Annotated in this window: 15 protein-coding genes, 1 tRNA gene and 1 pseudogene; 8 read left to right on the forward strand and 9 right to left on the reverse strand. The window is 48.7% G+C overall.

What is annotated here, in order from left to right:
- Positions 1-15 precede the first annotated feature (15 nt).
- Positions 16-456 carry a hypothetical protein gene (locus tag NDA01_RS25030; RefSeq protein ID WP_348230125.1) on the reverse strand — a complete coding sequence of 147 codons (441 nt, stop codon included), beginning with the start codon at positions 454-456 and terminating at the stop codon, positions 16-18.
- A 75-nt stretch (positions 457-531) separates the two neighbouring features.
- Positions 532-2,481, reverse strand: a complete 1,950-nt coding sequence (locus NDA01_RS25035; protein WP_431193517.1) for an ABC transporter ATP-binding protein — start codon at positions 2,479-2,481, stop codon at positions 532-534.
- A 20-nt stretch (positions 2,482-2,501) separates the two neighbouring features.
- On the opposite strand from NDA01_RS25035, the gene NDA01_RS25040 reads away from it, so the two are divergent.
- Together NDA01_RS25040 and NDA01_RS25045 are read left to right on the forward strand one after the other, a co-directional pair.
- A complete protein-coding gene (locus NDA01_RS25040; protein ID WP_348230126.1) occupies positions 2,502-2,879 on the forward strand; it encodes a DUF6464 family protein in 378 nt (125 codons plus the stop codon).
- Between the two features lie 161 nt (positions 2,880-3,040).
- Positions 3,041-3,319 carry a hypothetical protein gene (locus tag NDA01_RS25045; protein ID WP_348230127.1) on the forward strand — a complete coding sequence of 93 codons (279 nt, stop codon included), beginning with the start codon at positions 3,041-3,043 and terminating at the stop codon, positions 3,317-3,319.
- Between the two features lie 68 nt (positions 3,320-3,387).
- On the opposite strand, the gene hflX is transcribed toward NDA01_RS25045, so the two are convergent.
- The gene (hflX, locus tag NDA01_RS25050; RefSeq protein ID WP_431193518.1) at positions 3,388-5,070 is read right to left on the reverse strand and encodes a GTPase HflX; all 1,683 of its coding nucleotides are present in this window, start codon (positions 5,068-5,070) and stop codon (positions 3,388-3,390) included.
- Between the two features lie 543 nt (positions 5,071-5,613).
- Here hflX and NDA01_RS25055 point away from each other — a divergent pair.
- Both NDA01_RS25055 and NDA01_RS25060 read left to right on the forward strand, forming a co-directional pair.
- Positions 5,614-6,480: an MBL fold metallo-hydrolase gene (locus NDA01_RS25055; protein ID WP_348230128.1), complete on the forward strand. Its 867-nt coding sequence runs from the start codon at positions 5,614-5,616 to the stop codon at positions 6,478-6,480.
- 214 nt (positions 6,481-6,694) lie between these two features.
- Positions 6,695-8,194: an aromatic ring-hydroxylating dioxygenase subunit alpha gene (locus tag NDA01_RS25060; RefSeq protein ID WP_348230129.1), complete on the forward strand. Its 1,500-nt coding sequence runs from the start codon at positions 6,695-6,697 to the stop codon at positions 8,192-8,194.
- A gap of 23 nt (positions 8,195-8,217) precedes the next feature.
- Here NDA01_RS25060 and NDA01_RS25065 read toward each other — a convergent pair whose 3' ends face one another.
- The gene (locus NDA01_RS25065; protein ID WP_348230130.1) at positions 8,218-8,577 is read right to left on the reverse strand and encodes a SecDF P1 head subdomain-containing protein; all 360 of its coding nucleotides are present in this window, start codon (positions 8,575-8,577) and stop codon (positions 8,218-8,220) included.
- A 26-nt stretch (positions 8,578-8,603) separates the two neighbouring features.
- Positions 8,604-8,930, reverse strand: a complete 327-nt coding sequence (locus tag NDA01_RS25070) for a hypothetical protein (protein WP_348230131.1) — start codon at positions 8,928-8,930, stop codon at positions 8,604-8,606.
- A gap of 126 nt (positions 8,931-9,056) precedes the next feature.
- Here NDA01_RS25070 and NDA01_RS25075 point away from each other — a divergent pair, with 126 nt between their 5' ends.
- Positions 9,057-11,156, forward strand: coding sequence for a tetratricopeptide repeat protein (locus NDA01_RS25075; protein WP_348230132.1), 2,100 nt, complete (start codon positions 9,057-9,059; stop codon positions 11,154-11,156).
- Between the two features lie 118 nt (positions 11,157-11,274).
- Here NDA01_RS25075 and glgX read toward each other — a convergent pair whose 3' ends face one another.
- From glgX to NDA01_RS25090, 3 genes are all read right to left on the reverse strand, one after another.
- Positions 11,275-13,404: a glycogen debranching protein GlgX gene (gene glgX / locus NDA01_RS25080; RefSeq protein ID WP_190549934.1), complete on the reverse strand. Its 2,130-nt coding sequence runs from the start codon at positions 13,402-13,404 to the stop codon at positions 11,275-11,277.
- Positions 13,405-14,083: 679 nt separating this feature from the next.
- Complete coding sequence (locus NDA01_RS25085) at positions 14,084-15,181, reverse strand: hybrid sensor histidine kinase/response regulator (RefSeq protein WP_348230133.1); 1,098 nt, start codon at positions 15,179-15,181, stop codon at positions 14,084-14,086.
- Positions 15,182-15,199: 18 nt separating this feature from the next.
- Positions 15,200-16,831, reverse strand: coding sequence for a sensor histidine kinase (locus NDA01_RS25090; RefSeq protein WP_348230134.1), 1,632 nt, complete (start codon positions 16,829-16,831; stop codon positions 15,200-15,202).
- Positions 16,832-17,157: 326 nt separating this feature from the next.
- On the opposite strand from NDA01_RS25090, the gene NDA01_RS25095 reads away from it, so the two are divergent.
- The 3 genes from NDA01_RS25095 to NDA01_RS25105 all read left to right on the forward strand — a co-directional run bounded on the left by NDA01_RS25095 (position 17,158) and on the right by NDA01_RS25105 (position 18,927).
- Entirely contained in the window at positions 17,158-18,054 is an 897-nt protein-coding gene (locus tag NDA01_RS25095) for a class I SAM-dependent methyltransferase (RefSeq protein ID WP_348230135.1), read from the forward strand.
- Between the two features lie 7 nt (positions 18,055-18,061).
- Positions 18,062-18,787, forward strand: coding sequence for an HAD family hydrolase (locus NDA01_RS25100; RefSeq protein ID WP_348230136.1), 726 nt, complete (start codon positions 18,062-18,064; stop codon positions 18,785-18,787).
- 67 nt (positions 18,788-18,854) lie between these two features.
- Positions 18,855-18,927: transfer RNA gene (locus tag NDA01_RS25105), tRNA-Ala, on the forward strand.
- Between the two features lie 646 nt (positions 18,928-19,573).
- Here NDA01_RS25105 and NDA01_RS25110 read toward each other — a convergent pair.
- Positions 19,574-19,685: pseudogene (locus tag NDA01_RS25110) on the reverse strand (IS5-like element ISMra2 family transposase); the annotation flags it as partial.

Below are 19,685 nucleotides of genomic sequence, written 5' to 3' on the forward strand. Positions count from 1 at the left end.
TTTAAGGTGATGCCTTTAATATCGCATGCTCGGGATAATCCACAAGTCTATTGCTTCCCCGATGATCAAACCTAGACTAGCTGTTGTAACCGAACACAAAAAGATATCAGTGGCCTTCAGGCCGATCGCTTTCATTTCCAGTTCAGAATATACCAGCGTCGCCAGTGGTAGAAAAATCAGGTTTAATAACATGGGTTGGGTCAATGCCAAAGCGACTATCACACTCACGAGCAGGGTAATGCCAACCACGGCAAACAACTTCTGAGTCCCCAGCCAAACCAAGGACTCCAAGATTGGATTGTTCTTCCAAGCTGCAATTAGCGTGACACTAATGACAAAAGTACCCACCAGCCAAAAGATATGGTGAGTAGATAGATGCCATCCCAGCACTGTGTAGGCCAATCCGAGCAGACTAAGAGCGAGCCAAGGCTTTCGAGTGAGAAGTTCGGTATTCATAAAAAATGAAGTTATGCCACACCAAGGCTCAAAATAAGGCCAGGATGCTACTACCACTATAGCGACCCTAAAGCATTACTGATAACCCGCTGCTTGCAGAGAGAACAAGTGAGCATAACGCTTGCCTGCTTGAACTAAATCTTCATGGGTGCCTTGCTCAATTAGCTCACCAGCCGATAGCACCACAATCCAATCGGCCATCCGCACTGTAGAGAAACGGTGGGAAATCAAGATCGCCATTTGGTGCTGCGTCACGGTCCGAAAGTGATTAAAAATTTGCACTTCCGCTTCCGCATCCATCGCTGACGTGGGTTCATCTAGAACGAGAATATCGGCCCCTGTTCGCATGAAGGCGCGCGACAAGGCAATTTTTTGCCATTGCCCCCCTGACAACTCTCGCCCACCTTTAAACCACTTGCCTAACTGGGTTTGGAACCCCTCTGTCATCTCTTCAATAAAGGACAACGCCATCCCCTTATTTGCGGCTTCTTCCCAGCGGGGCGATTCGGTAATATGTTCCACATCCCCAACCCCAACATTTTCCCCCACGGTGAATTGATAACGCACAAAGTTCTGAAAGATGACGCCAATCCGACGTTGCAGTACTTCCATATCCCAAGCTTCCAGGTCAAGGCCATCGAGGAGAATGCGGCCTGAGGTCGGGCTATAGAGGCGAGTGAGCAGCTTGATCAGTGTGGTTTTGCCAGAGCCGTTTTCTCCCACGATCGCCATCTTCTCCCCTGGTTTAAGGTGAAAAGAGATATTGGTTAGAGCAGGTTGAGCATTGCCTGGATACATAAAGGAGACATTTTCAAAGCGGATGCCATCGCCTGGAGTTGGCCCTCTGGTTGCGGCTCCGAAGGGTTGAGGGATTTCTTGCTCTAAAAACTCATATAGATTAGAGAGATAAAGCGAATCCTCGAACATGCCGCCGATAGAGCTGAGAGCTGAGGAGAAGGTTGTTTGACCTTGGCGAAACACCACCAAGTACATCGTTAAGTCACCCAGAGAGATACGGCCTGCGATCGCCTCAATCACAATCCAGGTATAAGCCGCATAAAAGGCCGCCGTACTGAGTAAGCCGAGCAAGTAGCCCCAAAGCCCGCGCCGAATGGTTAAGCTACGGTCCTCATCATAAAGACGATGGAAAATCTCTTGGTAGCGGGTCAAAAGCAGCGGCCCCAACTGAAACAGCTTCACCTCCATGGCAAAGTCTTCACGAGCGATTAAAGTTTCCAAATAGGTTTGTTCGCGCGTTTCTGGGGCTCGCCAGCGAAACAGCCGAAACGCTTGTCCCGCAAAGCGCGTCTCCGCAATAAAGGCAGGCACAGCGGCTAACATCAAAACAAAGACAGCTCCGATGGAGAAATTCAGCAGCAAACCGCCATAGGTAATCAGGGCTAAACTGTCTTGCACGAGTCCAAAGGTTCGCCCCACCAAGCTTAACGGGCGGCTAGACGCTTCTCGGCGAGCACGGGTCATTTTGTCGTAAAACTCGGAATCCTCGAAATGCGCCAAATCCAGCGTCAGTGCTTTCTTCAGAATCAGCACATTTACTTTCTGCCCTAGAAGCACGCGCAGCAGGGATTGGCAGAGCGTTAGACCTTGCTTGCTGCCCGCCAAAAGCGCTACGGCGATCGCCTCTAAAGCCAGATAACCTAATGCGTCCCAGCGATCGCCTACAGCTTGCGATTGAGACGCTGCAACCACACTGTCAATAATTAGCTTGCCGACATAAGCGATCGCGCCAGGGAGTAACCCCGCAACCAAGGTAAAGAGGGCCAAAGCAAGGGTCAAGCGGTGATTGGTTGACCAGACCAACTCCACAGCGCGGCCACCATATTGAAATAGATTCAGCGATTGGGAGAGTTCCTGCAAGCGCCGTTGCAGGCCAGAGTAAAGGTTACGATACTTCATATTCTCCACAATAGCCCGCACTCCTGATTGATGACATTGCCTCCCTTGGCGCTGGCTAGCAAAACTGCCATCACTGTTGAGAGAAGCGCTATTCTGAATCAGGGCCAAGCTCTACCCAGGCCACGGTCATGGCTCTCATGTCTCTGTTTCAACAATCAACTCGCACCCTGATGCGGCACAGCAACTACTGCTTGATCAGCATCATGTTTGCCAATCTCTGTTTGGCCTTGCAAGCAGGCTCACCCGGAGTGCTTACCGGAATCGTCGTGGGTAGCTCGCTGCTTTACTTGCCGCTGAGCTTGCTAAATCTTTGGTGGCAGTGGCAGCAGCATAAAGCCCGTACGGATGAGTTAAATGCTCAATTCCGAGCGCGACTTGCCGCCACGAAGCAAAAGCCTCTAGGCAATCCTCACTGTATTTACTCAGCGCGATCGCTGCATATTAGATGTGCGGTGCGTCCCTATGGACCCTGTGAAGGCTGCTTAGACTTTGAGCCTCGTAGCTGAAGCCCAATACTTCTAAGCAAATTCTGAAAAAGTAACATTTGAACTTGTTTTCCTAATTCTGGCCTGCAATACTGCCAAATACACACAAGTCTACCGGATTACCGTAGATTAAGTGATACGAAATTGCTGGCCCGACAGTCGGGCTAACAGGAGTAATTGGCATGGCGATCGCATTTGATAGTCACACTCGTCTGAATCAAAGAAGATTGACCAATCAGACGGTTAATTCTATTCGGAGCCCTTTTTCCCCTTTAGGGCAAGCACACCAGTTAAGTTCGGCGCTCGTGAAGCGGCTTTGGTGGCATACCAAAGGATATGGCACGGTGCTAGGAGTGATGCTTTTGGTGCTGGGCAGTCTAATGCTTCTCAACCTGCATTGGTTGAGTCGGCAACTAGTAGAAGCCCCATCCGAAGACAGCACCGCTGAAGATGCGGGTTAGACTCCTTAGTTTAGGCTGTTTGAACAGGGGTGCGGCCGAGGTGCGATCGCTGCCATAAACCGGATAAATTAAGGGGCGCTGAACTCCGTGTTCATCTTGGCATCCGCAGCAGGCGTGGCGATGTGCACCAAGCGTTGCTTGAGTGTTTCTAAACCCAGTCCTCGCGTCGCTGAGATAAAGACAGCATCCGGATAAGTTTGTTGAGCAGCGGCTAGAGCCTCGCTTTCCACTTGATCCACTTTGTTAAACACCAACAATGTAGGACCAGAAATGGTTGGGAGATCTGCCAACACCTCTTGGACTGACTGTATATGGCTTTCCCAAGCGGGATGGGAGAGATCCACCACATGCAGCACCGCATCGGCTTCTGTGACTTCTTCCAAAGTAGCTCGGAAGGCATCCATCAAGGGAGGCGGCAGTTCATGGATAAAACCCACTGTATCTGTGAGCAGGAGCGATCGCTGAGATTGGGTCTCAGCATCGGTGATGGTCAGCCGTCGCGTGGTGGGGTCGAGGGTGGCAAATAGTTGGTCAGCCGTATAAACTTCTGCGTGAGTCAAGGTGTTAAGCAGAGTAGACTTCCCGGCATTGGTGTAACCTGCTAAGGCAACGGTCGGAATTTCGTTATGTTGGCGCTGTTGACGCAGGCGAGAACGATGGGCTTGCAACTGGTTCACTTCCTGTTGCAGTTGATTAATTCGCCGCTGAATCGTCCGCCGTTCGGTTTCTAGCTTAGTCTCCCCTGGGCCTCTGGTGCCAATACCACCGCCCAACCTAGACATCGCCTGCCCTCGTCCTCGCAGTCGCGGCAGCATATACTCCAACTGAGCGAGTTCAACCTGCAATTTACCTGCTTGCGACTGAGCGCGTTGAGCAAAGATATCCAGAATCAGTTCGGTACGGTCTACGACTCGTAGGTTCATTTGGGCTTCCAAATTCCGAATCTGGGAGGCCGAGATATCGCGATCGAAGACTACTAAGTTGGCTCCAATCGCTTGAGCTTGTTGGGCAATTTCATCCACTTTTCCCTGACCTACGACCGTCTGAGGATGCGGTTGCGATCGCTTCTGAATCATGGTTTCCAGAACCGTTCCTCCAGCACTCTCGGCTAGACGAACCAGTTCTTCTAAGCCATCCTGGAAGCGCTGAGGCGACAGATCATCGGTCATCAATCCCACAAGCAAAATCTTGTCTTGGTCATCTCCTTTCTCCTCAAACTGGAAAGCTCCATACCCAGCGGCGTGAAATTCTTTTTCCCAGTCATCGACTAAATCCCCAAAGTCTTCCTCTGTGAGTTCTGCGAGGGGAAGGGGAGAAATCTCCCAAGGTTGATCCAGATCCGGAACGAGATGCACTAAATAAGTAGATTGAATTTCGCTTGAAGTTCCATTTTTCGCGATCGCACCTTTCGACTTGGAATTCGACTTGGAATCCGTGGGAGCACAAATTAGGGTAACCAAGGCATCTAAGCGCTGTCGAGCGATCGCTGTTAGGTTAGCGCCATCCGGAGGAGTTGCTTTAAGCTGGGTTGCCAGACACCGAACTCCGCTCAAGCGCTCGGCACTATGTCGAGGTAGTTCCTGCTCGGATAGCTGAGTTTGAGCTGGCGTACCCACGGCCACCCGCAACACCTGTCCCCGGCGATTTAGGTACATACAGACAGGATGATGAATCGCTGTGCTAACAGCCGCTAATTCTTGAGCCAACTCCGGAGTACAAAAGCGATCGCTCGGTTGCCGCTGTTCGTACAATCGCTGAAGCTGCTTGAGCTGGCTGGATTTGATGCCTTGGGTATTACCGTAAATCGTTTCGATAGGTCTAACCAGAAAGCTGGTTTCTGAATTCGCTAATCTATGTTTAATCTGCTTTAGCGTTGACTGAATCTCTCTTGAGGGCGAACTGATGGCTCAGCACATAGGCCAGAAATGTGTGTAGAGCGATACAGTTGCTTGCTAAAGCCCCCTCTACAAAAACCAAGGCTACTTTGTGACTTTAGCTACAAACCAGCTTGATTGTTTTACAGCTCTTTAGATATATACCCAAGCTTTCTTTAGATAGACGTTAGCTTCAGCGATCGCTTCTAATCTGCTGAATAAGTACAACCACGTATTTCTTTTGTCTAGCTAATTGCGATCGCTCTCTAACCTTAGGCTGGCTACCAAGCCAAGCTTTAGCACCAAGCTTTTTCGCTTTTTCGTCTCCGCTACCGCTAACTTCTGCGACTGTCGAATTAATCTCCTTGATGCTATTCCAGTAGGCCGACTGGAAGCATTGGGTTATCTCTCAGGTGATGTATGACTGACTCAAGTACCTTAGTTTTGCCAGCCGAAAACCACACCCCCGATATTGCGACTGGTTCCATTTTCTTTGTTGGTACTGCGACTGTCATTCTTCGGTATGCTGGGTTCACTATCCTGACCGACCCTAACTTTTTGCACCAAGGAGATCACGTTCATTTAGGATATGGATTGCGTTCCGAGCGAGTCACCAATCCTGCGATCGAGATTGAGGAGTTGCCGCCGCTGGATCTGGTTGTACTCTCCCACATGCACGAAGATCACTTCGATCATATTGCTGAGCAAAAGCTGAACAAAACTGTTCCTATTGTCACGACCAAACATGCGACTGAGAAGTTGCAGAAGAAGGGCTTCCAAGCAACCTATGCTTTAGATACTTGGGAAACCATAACCATTCAGAAAGGAGGGGTGCAGCTCCGCATCAGTGCCATGCCAGGAAGACATGGACCTGGAGCTTTAGCCACTTTACTACCTCCGGTGATGGGTAGCTTATTAGAATTTCAAAATAGTACTGAGCAGGCTCTCTTTCGCCTCTATATCACGGGCGATACATTGGTCTATGAAGAAATTAAGGAGATTCCCCAGCGACACTCTCAGATTGATTTGGCACTGCTGCATTTAGGCGGTACTAGAGCGTTTGGCGTTTTAGTGACAATGGACGGCAAACAAGGCGTAGAAATGGTGCGCTTGATCGCCCCTAAAACCGCCATTCCTATCCACTACAACGATTACACCGTCTTTAAGTCTCCCTTAGAAGAATTCAAACAGGCGATCGCCGCCGCAGGACTAGACACCCAAATCGAATACCTCAGCCACGGTGACACTTACCAATTTCAAGTCCCTGCCAACCGTTTACAAAGTTGAACCCTGAAGTCCTGGCAGACCTCTCCCCAAACCCCTCTCCGCCTCGGAGAGGAGCTTTGAATTCTCCCCTTCCCTCTGAGGGAAGGGGCTGGGGGTTAGGTTTCTTCCATCTGCCAAACAGTTGTTCCCAGTAACGCTCAAAACTTCTTAACATAGGAGTTAAGTGATAGGGAGCCGTGCGGAAAGGAAAGAAATGGAGATAACCCCAAGAGTGATGTCTGATGCATCTTTAACTCAAGCGCAGGCGATCGCAGACACAGAGCTGGAAACCACTGTAGGTAGGGCAACTGTGGCCACTCTCCAGAGCGGAGTACTAGAACAAGATAGCGAAACGCATGAATTGCCCGCGGGTGGCCCTGACCCATCTCGGTTTGATGCCAAAGAAGCTTGGTATCCGGTGTTCTATGCAGAAGACTTAGATAAGACCAAGCCGGCTAGATTTACGTTGCTGGAAATCGATTTAGTCATTTGGTGGGAGCAGGCGACAGAGGCTTGGCGAGTTTTAGAAGATAAATGTCCTCACCGCTTAGCACCGCTTTCTGAGGGCAGAATTGCTGAGGATGGCTTGTTAGAGTGCCCCTATCACGGTTGGGCTTTCTCCGGAGCGGGTCACTGCGATCGCATTCCGCAACAGGCGATCGGAGGTACCGCAGAAACTTCGGAACGGGCTTGTGTGAGGGCGTTTCCCGCTACAATCCGTCAGGGGTTGTTGTTTGTTTATCCTGGTAGGTCAGAAAACGCCACCAAAACCGCAGTGCCAATCGTAACTCCAATAGAAAAATCAGACGGCTGGGTTTGCCTCAACACCTTCCGAGATTTGCCCTACGACGCGCTGACCTTGTTGGAAAACGTCTTAGATGCCAGCCATGTGCCTTATACGCACCACCGCTCCGTGGGCAATCGCGCCAATGCTGCCCCAGTAGATTTGGAGCTTGTGGAATCTGGCAAGCAAGGCTTCCAGGGGTTGTGGGAGGAAGGACCACGCAAGGGGACACTCGGTCGCCAAGACACCACCTTTATTGCCCCAGGGTTGATGTGGCACGACCTGACTTCCAAGCAGTTCGGCAGAACGCTGACGGTGGTTTACGCTACCCCAATCCGCAAAGGAGAATGTCGGTTGTTTGCGATATTCCCTTTCAAGTTCTCTGCTAAACTGCCCAGTTTCTTTATTCGCTTGACACCCCGTTGGTATTCTCACTTGGGGCAGAACAACGTGCTAGAAGATGACCAAATCTTTCTGCATCACCAAGAGCGCTATCTGGAGCAGGCAGGCGGGAGCGTTAACTTTGCCAAAGCATTTTATTTGCCCACCAGAGCCGATCGCTTTGTCTCAGCGCTACGGCAATGGGTGAACCGATACAGCGCTGATCCATTTTCAGGCGCGGCGTTGCCCCCCGCACTGCCCAAAGAACAATTGCTCGATCGCTACTATTCGCACACCATCAAGTGCGCTAGTTGCAGTGCTGCTCTGACCCGATTACAGCGGATTAGATTGGCTTGTCTCATCTTGGCAGCGATCGCTTGGACCATCGCCCCATTGCTGGCCGTTTCGCTAGGAAATGAAGCGGGGTTTGGTGTGGTAGCAGCGGCGATCGCCAGCTTGGTGAGTGGAGCAGCCTGGCTGGGATTAGGTAGGCTAGAGCAGCAGTTTTACCGAGGGCGAGAAACTCCGCTTCGCAATTTACCAGAGAAGAAGCGGTCTCAGAAAAAATGATTTGAGTTGCAGAAAGTAGCTCATTACTTACGTTTAGAAGCTTTTGGCTCTAAGGATAACCCCAACCAAGGCGCGAGTTCCTGCACTTCTGCGTTGGTAAAGTTGCCGCTAATCATGGCTTGCCCACCTGTAATCCCCGTGGAGGCATAGACCGCATCAACGAGGGGCGCACTGATTAATCGGTCATTCAAGAAAATGCCCAAAGTGCGTCCTGTTCCCGCGATCGCTTTTGTCAATGTAGAAAAGGTTTCGCTACCTGAATCGTCAAATTCAACGCTAATGTCTAAAGCGGTGAAAGATTGCCACGGAGAAGGCGGGGTGAAAGTGGACGCAGTGTCAGCAGATTTAATATGGCTGCTAGTGAGGCGGGTCGGTTCGTACAAAGCTGCGATCGCTTGGTAGATTTTTTCTATGGCAGCCCGATTTTCGTATAAAGCGATAGATTTTTCAGTTTGGCTGATTTGTGTTTTCTGTAATAGCAGGCGAGCGTTTGTTGCTGGACTTGCAGTTGTACTTCTGTACCTGGCTTTTGCAAGCGAAACTCAATCCGAGGTGTAGAGCTTTGCGTCAGTGAAGTCGGGGATACGGGTGAGCATTCATATAGCGGTTCAGCCACTGCGATCGCTGTGCCACAACTCAACAAGAGGGCTACCGTGGGAGCCAGCCAACTCAGAAGTTCCTTATTCATCACATCTTCTCCATGAGGGCGAATTGAGCCATTTTCCACTAAACCCACTGATGCCCCTCATTAAGTATCTTCAGGGGAAATTCAGCAATTTTCTGAAAATTTAACTTGTCAGTCTCCAAAATTGCCGAAGTTACGGATGTAGCTATTCTGACACCGTGACGAAATTTGAGATCCATGAACAGACTGCCCAAGCTCAGCGGATTGCTGTTGTCTTTGTTGCTAACCGCTACGCCTCATGTGGCGATCGCGGCTCCTTCGCTGGAGCAACTGTTTAAGCAAGGAGAAGCAGCCCAGGAAGCCAAGCAGTACCTTGAAGCGGAACGAATTTGGCGGCAAGTAATTCAGCAGCAACCCAGTGATGCTGATGCTCACCTGAATTTGGGTGACGCACTTTATGACCAAAAACAGTTTAACCAGGCAGTTGCCGCTTATCGTCAAGCAATTCAGCTCAACCCTAAGCTGATAAATGCTTACACTAGCCTAGGAGCAGTCTTACGTGATCAGGGCAGATTGGCGGAGGCGATCGCAACTCACCGCCAAGTCTTGAAGATCGATCCGCAAAACGCCACAGCTTACAACAACCTGGGAGTGGCCTTAGCCGACCAAAACCAAGCAGAAGAGGCGATCGCCGCCTTCCGCCAGTCGCTCAAGCTGAATCCTAAAGATGCCATTGTGCATACAAATTTAGCGGATACTCTTGAAGCTGACAAACAAATAGATGCGGCGATCGCCAGTTATCGCCAAGCGATTCAACTTAACCCCAAGAATGGGACAGCTTACAACAACTTAGCCAATTTGTTCTACAGGCAAAAGCAGCTAGATGAGGCGATGGCAGCTTTCCGTAAAAGTGTAGAAGTAGAGCCTCAGGAAGCAACTGGTCATTACGGTATTGGTATCATCCTTCATGACCAAGGCAAGTTAGAGGAAGCTATTGTCAACTACCGCAAAGCGATCGCCCTTGATCCATTACTGATCAGACCCTATGAAGAACTCGGCAATGCTTTGCAAGACAGCGAGAAAAGTCCTAGCAATGCCGCAGATTATTATGGCTTAGGTCTGCTGCTGTCTCGGGAAGGAAAAACTACGCAAGCAATCGCAGCTTATCGTCGCGCCATTGCCCTCAATCCCAAACTAGCGCTTGCCTACAAGTCATTAGGCGATGCACTTTTGCAAAACGGGCCTACTGCACTTAAATCTACAGAAGAAGCAGTCGTGGCTTATCGCCAAGCTGTAACCCTAGCACCTAACTATCGTCCTTTCTATACTGACCTGAGCGCCATCGCCAATCAATTTCAAGATTTTGGCAATGATCAAGCTGCGATCGCTGTTTACCAACTGTTGCTGCAAATGGTTCCCGACGACCCAGCCACCTATGTCGGTTTGGGGCGTACCTATCGGCAGCAGGGAAAGCTAGAGATCGCAGTCAAGCAGTACCGCCGTGCTATTGAGCTGAATCAGAACTACGCAGAAGCTCACTTGGAGCTAGCCAACCTTCTGAGCATGGATTTGCAGCGCTGGTCAGAGGCAGAAGCTGCTTATCGCCAAGCCATCACGCTAGAAGCTGATTCTAATTACTTTGATGTTGCTATTAACGGCTTTGAAGAGAGCTTAAGACGCCAAAACAAATTAGAAACTGCGATCGCTTTCTATCGAGAACTTCTAAAGCGCTATCCGGAGAGTGTGCCCCTGCATCGCTACTTAGGTGATGTTCTAGCTGAGCAGAAGCAATTCGCCGCAGCCACGCCACTTTACCGCCGTTTGATCAAGTTACAGCGAACGACTCAAGCATCTCCTGATCAAATTGCTTCCAGTTACGAAAAGCTAGATAGAATACTCGTTCTACAGGATCAAGTCGATGCAGCTTTTGCTCTTTATCAGGAGGCCATTCAACTTGATCCGAGCAACTTCCAAGTACTTCATCATTTCGCGGAACTACAAAAATCCCAGAATCGTCGGAGCGAAGCAGTTGCCACTTATCGCCAGATGATTGCGCTTGCACCCACAGAAATTTTACCGCGTCTGTGGTTAGGGGAAATCCTACGTTTAGAGCAGCAGTTTACAGAAGCGATCGCAGTGTATGAAGCAGCCCTGAAGGTCGCTAAAGACTCTTACTCCAAAGCGATCGCCCATGATGGCTTGGGGCTGATCTTCGAGCAGCAAGGTAACTTAACCGCAGCTATTCGGCAGTTCCAGCAAGCCTTGCAGATCTTCCCTGGAGCAAGTGAGGTTCAAAGACATTTGCAAGCCGCTGAGCAACGCCTAAAACAGAAGTAGCCTCAAGCAGCGATCGCAATTCTTGAGCAAGCCACAAAAAAGCGATCGCTAGTAATGGACTTAGGCGATCGCTTCGTTGGTTGTTTTGGAGGTTGCTTTCCAGTTCAGCGACTAAAGACTATCCCAAGAGGCGGAGAACGACACTAGAGCGCGCGTTGACGGGGATCATCTGCTCTCCATTAAAGATAATTTCCTCTTGAATGAAGCGTGGTTCCTTGGTGTCAATTGTCAACTGCCACTGTTTTTGCCTAAAGGCCTCAGGCAAGGCAAACTCAATCATTTCGTAGTGAGCATTGAAGAACAGGATGAAACTGTCATCACTGATTCGTTGTCCTTGCGGGCCTGGACTGGGGATCTGGCGACCATCTAAGAATACTCCGATCGCCTTAGCGTAACCAATCTCCCATTGCTCATCACTTGTCTCAGTACCATCCGGGTTGAACCAGACGATATCACTGACGCCAGTTCCGTGAATGGCCTGTCCTTGGAACCACTTGCGTCGCCGGAAGACTGGATGCTGTCGTCGGAAGTAGATCAACTCGCGAGCAAAGTCCAAAAGATTTTCGTTCTTTTCTTGCAAGTCCCAGTTGATCCAAGAAATTTCGCTGTCTTGGCAATAGGCATTGTTGTTTCCTTGCTGGGTTCGACCTAACTCATCTCCTGCCAACATCATCGGAATGCCTTGGGAGAGCATCAGCGTCAACAAGAAATTTCGCCGTTGCTGTTCTCGTAACTGTAATACTTCAGGATCATCTGTTTCTCCCTCCGCGCCACAGTTCCAAGAACGGTTATGGCTCTCCCCGTCTTGACTGTTCTCGCCGTTGGCTTCATTGTGCTTTTCGTTGTAGCTCACCAAATCGTTGAGCGAAAAACCGTCATGAGCAGTGATAAAGTTGATGCTGGCATTGGGACGGCGGCCATTGAACTGAAAATAGAGATCAGGGCTGCCAGTTAAGCGGTAGGCGAATTCCCCTAAAATACTGTCTTCTCCGCGCCAGAAATCCCGCACCGTATCACGATATTTGCCGTTCCACTCAGACCAGAGGACAGGGAAGTTACCCACCTGGTAGCCACCATCCCCAATATCCCAAGGCTCTGCAATCAGCTTCACATCAGCTAAGACTGGATCTTGGTGAATAATATCGAAGAAGGCAGCTAGGCTATTCACTTCATACAGTTCTCTCGCCAAAGCAGATGCTAGATCAAAGCGGAAACCGTCCACATGCATCTCCAACACCCAGTAGCGCAAGCTATCCATGATCAGCTTCAGCACTTGGGGTTGACCTACATGCAGGGAGTTACCGCAACCTGTGAAGTCCATGTAGTAGCGCTTATCATCATCTACTAAGCGGTAGTAGACGCTGTTATCAATGCCACGCAAGGATAGGGTTGGGCCAAGATGATTTCCTTCTCCGGTGTGGTTGTAAACCACATCCAAGATTACCTCAATCCCAGCGCGGTGCAGCGCTTTCACCATCTCCTTGAACTCATTTAGTTGCTGCCCTGTACTGCCACCAGCGCTGTAGCCAGAGTGGGGAGCGAAGTAGTTGACTGAGTCGTAGCCCCAGTAGTTCTTGAGACCCTTATCTGCTAAGTGACCGGGATACGACAGAAAATGATGCACAGGCATCAACTCAACTGCGCTAATGCCCAATCGCTGCAAATGCTCGATCGCGGCTGGGTGAGCCATGCCAGCATAGGTACCACGCAACTCTTCTGGGATATCGGGATGCAGTTTCGTAAAACCCTTGACATGTGTTTCATAAATAATGGTTTCATGCCAGGGAGTTCGGAGCAGGCGATCGCCTTCCCAGTCAAAAGATTCATCAACAACGACTGATTTGGGGATTAAATGCGCGCTGTCTAACTCAGAGAAAGAGAGGTCAGCTTCTGGAGACTCCCAAGAGTAGCCAAATAATTCGGGTCCGTTGCCGATGTCACCATCGATCGCCTTAGCATAAGGGTCGAGCAACAGTTTGTTGGGGTTAAAGCGGTGCCCTTCATGAGGAGAATAAGGACCGTGAACTCGGAAGCCATAACGTTGACCAGGACCAATGCCAGGGATATACCCGTGCCAAACGAAGTTGCTCACTTCGGTCAGATGGATTCGAGTTTCCTTGTCATCGCGATCGAATAAGCACAACTCCACTCCTGTGGCGTTTTCTGAGAACAAGGCAAAGTTGGTACCTTTTCCATCCCAATAAGAACCGAGGGGATAAACTTTTCCCGGCCAAAGCGCTAGATACATAAACTGAAAATTTTAGTGGGGGTAAAAATTAGTGGAGGCAAAAATAGCTAAATTGCATCTAATGATTTTAGATACAACTAAGCAAGACTGTTGTGTTTGCTAAAACAAATTGAAGCCCGTCTTTAACTTAATAACTCAATTTTGAAGTCGATTTCAATGCCAATTCAATGCCAGTTCTTGCAACCAAACTTCCCGAAAGTCAATTTGGCTTTTGCTACATTCACTCTGCTCCTCTTCGCCTTCAAACAAGGTCAACAGTTTTTGAAGTTATTGAAGAAAGTAGCTGAGTAAGGTGCCCGATGGCATCTACCCCAAGGACAGTCTCGGTGCATAGCTTGATGTAGTGCAGACGACTAGGTTCTGCCTCTAAGTTTAGAGCGCGATAAGCAGGCTTCTAGATAGGGGCATTCCTCACACCGAAGTTTTTGCCCTGGGTGATCACAATGGCAGGGGAGGTTCGAGCAGCTTATTTCGGAGCGCTGATGAAGTAAGTGGGTGGCCGTGGTTTGCAATAGCAGAATAATATCTTGGGTAATCATAAAACGCTTAATATTTCAGTAAAAAAGATTACTAGTTTTAGTTCTTTTACTGTAGTCAAGTAGGGGATTAAATATCGTCTAGCTAAGGAAGGACCCCGACTTTGGCTGTTATCTATCGAAAAGTTGCCTCAACACTGGCCCTAGTCTTGTGCCAAAGGTAGAACGACTCGCACAGTCGTTTGTTTACCGGGAATACTCTCGATCCCCAGTTCTCCACCCTGCAATTCTGCTAGGCGTTTGGCAATGGCTAGCCCTAGCCCTGAACCTTGTTGCTCATACAGTTTGCGCTCAAATTGTACGTAAGCGCCAACATTCTCAATTTGTTCTGGAGTCATCCCTCGACCCTGATCAATTACATAGAGAATAAACGTATGCTCATTGCATCTACTAAGAATTCGTATGGGAGTCCCTGAGGGCGAGAACTTACAAGCATTGTCAACCAGTTCATCTACTATTTTTTTCAGTTTGGCTTGTGGAACCTGAACCACTGCGTCCTTCAGTTCTAACTGTAAATCAGTGGCTCGATTCATCTCTTGGGCCTTTTGCGTCACCCAATCGCTAACTAGCATACTGACAGAATGAGTGATGCCTTTACGGAGAGCCTTGATTCGTTCTGGACTTTTAACTAATAGCTCCAACTGAGCATATAAAAGAAAGTTTTGCACCAACCGATGCAGAGTTTGTGTGGAGTTGTAAATATCTTCTGCTACCTCCACAATTTCAGCTTGCTCCATCAAGCTGCACTCGTTCATTAGCACACTCGACAAGCCTGCGATCGCATTCAAAGGAGTAATTAATTCATGAGGTAGAGCCAGAGTAATCGTGCTGCGTACATCCTCAAGTTTTTGCTGCACTCTCTCATCTACCACTGCTTGCTTTTCCAGGCGAGTAGAAATCGTCTTGAGCAACTGCGATCGCGTGAATGGCTTGGTCAGATAATCATCGGCCCCCAGTTCCATCCCTTGGCGAAAATCATCTTTACTAGCTTTAGCCGTCAAAAACACAAATGGGATCGCTGCTGTTTCAGGGTGCTTTCGCAATGCCGCCAAAACACCCAATCCATCCAGTTCAGGCATCATCACATCACAAATGATCAGATCCGGGGCTTTTTCTTGGGCCAACTGCACTCCAACCAAACCATTTTCTGCTCCAAGTGCATCAAATTCTTCTGCATCCAAGATGTCCAGAATGACATCTCGCACATCTCGCTCATCTTCAATTACTAAAATCTTTTTCATAGTTTGTTATCCTTTTTATTACTCTTTAGTAAGTGGTAGCAGCACTGTAAATGTGGTACCTAGCCCAACCGTACTATTAACCGAAACAGTGCCCCTGTGCGTTTCTACAGCTTGCTTGACGATGGATAGCCCTAAGCCAGTTCCTGGAATATTGCCTACATTTGTGGCTCGGTGAAAAGATTCAAACAAACATTTTTGGTCTTGCTGAGGAATTCCTATTCCTGAGTCTTGAACTTGGAAAGCAGCCATTCTATCTTGACAAGAAAGCTGAAAATTGACTTGACCTCCTGTGGGAGAATATTTAACCGCGTTTGATAGCAAGTTAATCAAGATATGCCGCACTAACTTCTCATCCATACAGGCTGAATGACACAAACCATCACTGACAAAGTTGATCAAGTGATTAGGACTACTGAGCTGAACTTCCTCCACCAATTCATAGCAAAATTTTTCTAAATCTAGAGGCGTTGGCTGATACTCCAGCTTGCCTGCAGTAGATTTGCCAATCAGTAAAACATCATTTAAAAGCCCATTGAGATGGTGCACTGTTGATTGAATGCGGTGGAGATAAGTCAGCTTTTTTTCATCAGACCATTTATGGCTGTAGTGTTCTAAGCCTTCAGCAGAGGCCAAGATGGTAGTGAGTGGGGTCCGAAATTCGTGCGAGGCTGTGTTAATAAAGCGGGATTTAAGTTCACTTAGTTCTTTTTCTTTCGTCAGGGCTTTACGAATTTGTTGTTCTGCTTGCTTGCGTTCGGTAATGTCGCGAGTCACACCCCGGTAACCTTCCAATTGGTTTTGCTGACCAAAGATTGGGGAAGCACTACTCTCGCAAACCACAAGCCGACCATTTTTGTGGACTAGAGTGGTTTCTAGCTGAGTAAAGGGCGTTTGTTGAGCTGTGAAATAACTGATTAAGGTTGTGTAGCGCTTGGCTTCGTCCTCAAGCATAAACTGGTCCAGGGTTTTGCCAATCACCTCATTGGGTTCGTAACCTAAAATGGCAGAAACTTTGGGACTAACGTAAGAAAAAACAGCCTTAATATCCGCTTCCCAAACCCAATCATTGATTTGCTCAACCAAATTTCGGAGTTGCTCTCGACTTTGCCATAGAGCCGCTTCTGCCTCTTGCCGTTTGCGTGTAATTCGAGCTAAAGCCCCCAAATTGCGCCGTAATTCCAGTTGCCTCATGACTTGATTGCCCAACGATTGCAGTGCTGTCAACTGCTCTTGGCTGAGTTGCCTAGGTACGCGATCGAGGGTGCAGAGAGTGCCTAAGGCATGCCCCTTGGCAGTGAGCAAAGGAGAACCAGCATAAAATCGGATATGAGGATCAGCGACTACCAGCGGATTGGTTGCGAAGCGTTCGTCAGCGAGGGTATCAGGCACCACAAACATGTCGTATTGCAAAACAGCATGGCTACAAAAGGCAACGTCTCGTGGGACTTCTGTAGCATCTAAGCCAACCTTTGCTTTGAACCATTGACGGTTACTGTCAGACAGGCTGATCAAGGCGATAGGAGTTTGACAAATGTAGGCAGCCAAGCGACAGAGTTCATCAAAGGATTCCTCAGCCTCAGTATCCAGGATGGCGTACTGAAGCAGACTTTCAAACCTTTCTGCTTCGTTGGCAGGTAAGAGGGCAGGCATGGCTAGTTCTTGGGAATTTTAGGAGCTTGCACATTTGTTAGAGAGTGCCCAATTGCTGTCTAGTACTGCTGTTTAGGGGCACACTCTAACTGCACCGTCAAGACCGTAGCAAAAATAGGCTTTTCTCAGGATCGCTCCCTAGAGGCATCCTTAGCAGTTCTGGGCTAGGGCTGAGTTAGGTTTATTGCTCACTTGGTAAGAAGCTGAGATGTGAGCGGTGGCATGACGCGAGTTAATTCATTAAACTTCATAAAAGTAGAATGTTACTAAGGCGGTCCTACCTTTTGGTTGTGGCGGCTGGCAAGAACCCTATTAGGTAGCTTCCTATGGCAGTTCGGAAGGATACAATTTTTGAGCGATTTTTGTCGCCTGTTCTACAGTTGTTTATTGATCGTGACGGTTTAGAGCAGTTTTATCGCAGCATCGATTGGGAAACGCAAAGCGATCGCTTCCGCAACCCCACCCTGGTTTATCCCGCCTACTACAGCACTCAAAATTTTCATGGGGTTGAAAAAGGCTATTTAAATCCCCGAGCGGCGGTCTCTTATGACCCGATCACTCAGTATGTCTTGCTGCCCAACGAAACCTTGATTCGGCAAGCGGCGATCGCCACTGTGCAAGGCAAACCCAGACGCATCTTAGACTTAGGTTGTGGGACGGGCTCAACAACTTTACTGCTCAAACAAACATTTCCAGAAGCTGAAGTCATTGGCTTGGATTTTTCGCCCTACATGCTGGTGATGGCCGACTACAAAGCGCAGCAGGCTGGGCTAAATATCAAGTTTATTCATGCCAATGCTGAGCAAACAGGCTTGCTAGATGGCTCTTTCGATCTAGTCACCGCTTCGCTGCTGTTTCATGAAACTCCGCCGACCATTTCACGAGCCATTTTGCAGGAAGCGGCTCGGCTCCTCAAACCTGGCGGAGAAGTTTTGATTCTGGATGGTAGCCAAAACACCTTGCGGCAAACTGAATGGTTGACCCAAATCTTTGAAGAACCCTATATGCAAGCTTATGCCACTGGAAGTGTGGATGCCTGGATGGGGGCGGCGGGGTTTGGCGCGGTACAAACTCAAGAGCTGTGGTGGATACACCAAATCACTTGGGGAATTAAACCGCTTCCGGGGCACGATCCTGAATCTGCTAGACCCCATCCCAACTCTGTTAGGATTGATGACTCTGCTGTCCCTGACACAGGGTGTCCAGCTCCCGCATTTGAGTAAGCTAAGTATGGTTTTAAAGGCGGTTCTGTTTGATTTTAATGGTGTCATCATCAACGATGAGGCGGTTCATGAGCAGCTGATTGAGCAACTGCTGATTGAGGAAAATCTACGGCTCGGCCCTGGAGAGTTTAGTCGTGCCTGCTTAGGACGCAGCGATCGCGCTTGTTTAAGTGAGCTGTTAAACAGTCGGGGCCGAGTCGTCACAGAACCCTATCTAATGGACTTAATGGTTCGCAAAGCTCGTGCCTACCAACGCCATCTAGAAACACTAGAAAAACTGCCGCTTTATCCAGGCTTAGCCGACTTGATGTTTAACCTGCGAGCAGCGCAACTCAAACTTGCGGTTGTCAGTGGAGCCTTACAGGCTGAAATCGAGTTGGTTTTGCAGAAGAGCCAACTGGCTCCATACTTCAGCGCGATCGTGGCGGGTGATGAGATTACGGCAAGCAAACCTGAACCTGACGGTTATCTTTTAGCCGTGGAACGGCTCAATCAACAATATCCGGAGCTGGATCTGCAACCTTCTGAATGTCTCGCGATCGAGGATACTCCCGCAGGAATTCAGGCGGCGAAGCGAGCGGGAATGTCTGTTGTAGGAGTCGCTAATACTTATCCGTTTCATATGATGCAACGGCAAGCAAACTGGGCTGTAGACTACCTATCTGACTTAGAGCTGGACCGAGTTCAGGAACTGTATGCTCAACCAAACTTGAGTCAAGCCGCATCTCTCTAACCCCGATTTCATCAGCAATCTCTCTAGAGCTTGTTTAAGTTTCTTGTTATAATAGCCGAGCGCTATTGGGGAATTAGCTCAGTTGGTAGAGTGCTGCGATCGCACCGCAGAGGTCAGGGGTTCGAATCCCCTATTCTCCATTTGTCCTTTAAAGAATTATTTGTCATCTTTAAAGAATTAATGTCCAATTTTACGAGTTTTGGGGATTTCAGCCTCTAGCAGGCAATTGACCCCCTCAAAATTCCTGTTTAAAGAATTAATGTCCAAATTTTGGACAGATTTATACTTAAGCTAGTGCAACCTACAACTCAATACTAAGTGAGGTGCGATCGCAGCACTCCTTTCAACCCATCTGGATTTTGAAAACAATATCTATTCTCAAAATCGTTAAAACTCCTAACTTGTCTGCGTTCTATACGAATAATCCTCCCTTTCTAGAGCTGTTAAGGACAGAATGAAATGCTTCTAGACCTGTATATTTGAAAGTTCAATTAAAACGTAGAGATCGGTGCATTTTTTATAACGACTTTCAGCCCATCCAAGTCCGGGAGAGCGATCGCAACCGCCGTCATCCCATGACATAAATATCCCTTTTCTGCCTTTCAGCCCATCCAAGTCCGGGAGGGCGATCGCAACCCTCGGCGTTGAAACCCTTAGCTTGACTGGCCTGCTAATTCAAAATTGGCAAAGCTCAATTTAAATAGTACACGAGTTGCCTAGATCGCTCCTGAATAGGGAGAATTAGCGCATAAGTTAGTCAGCAAAACCTAGGGCGTGTTTTAAAACCTAGAGCCAAAGGAGAATTGCAGCAATGGAGAGCATGGCAAGATAATTCTCTGCCCGTTTTTCATAGCGGGTGGCAATCCGTCGAAACTGCTTGAAGCGATTGATCGTTCGT

It is taken from the genome of Trichocoleus desertorum AS-A10 (assembly GCF_039962155.1).
GTDB lineage: Bacteria > Cyanobacteriota > Cyanobacteriia > FACHB-46 > FACHB-46 > Trichocoleus.

Coding starts and splice junctions, on each gene's coding strand:
- NDA01_RS25045 (WP_348230127.1), top strand. CDS start 3,041: ATGGCGATCGCATTTGATAGTCACACTCGTCTGAATCAAAGAAGATTG.
- NDA01_RS25075 (WP_348230132.1), top strand. CDS start 9,057: ATGAACAGACTGCCCAAGCTCAGCGGATTGCTGTTGTCTTTGTTGCTA.
- NDA01_RS25085 (WP_348230133.1), bottom strand. CDS start 15,181: ATGAAAAAGATTTTAGTAATTGAAGATGAGCGAGATGTGCGAGATGTC.
- NDA01_RS25040 (WP_348230126.1), top strand. CDS start 2,502: ATGGCTCTCATGTCTCTGTTTCAACAATCAACTCGCACCCTGATGCGG.
- NDA01_RS25090 (WP_348230134.1), bottom strand. CDS start 16,831: ATGCCTGCCCTCTTACCTGCCAACGAAGCAGAAAGGTTTGAAAGTCTG.
- glgX (WP_190549934.1), bottom strand. CDS start 13,404: ATGTATCTAGCGCTTTGGCCGGGAAAAGTTTATCCCCTCGGTTCTTAT.
- NDA01_RS25030 (WP_348230125.1), bottom strand. CDS start 456: ATGAATACCGAACTTCTCACTCGAAAGCCTTGGCTCGCTCTTAGTCTG.
- NDA01_RS25095 (WP_348230135.1), top strand. CDS start 17,158: ATGGCAGTTCGGAAGGATACAATTTTTGAGCGATTTTTGTCGCCTGTT.
- NDA01_RS25055 (WP_348230128.1), top strand. CDS start 5,614: ATGACTGACTCAAGTACCTTAGTTTTGCCAGCCGAAAACCACACCCCC.
- NDA01_RS25060 (WP_348230129.1), top strand. CDS start 6,695: ATGTCTGATGCATCTTTAACTCAAGCGCAGGCGATCGCAGACACAGAG.
- NDA01_RS25100 (WP_348230136.1), top strand. CDS start 18,062: ATGGTTTTAAAGGCGGTTCTGTTTGATTTTAATGGTGTCATCATCAAC.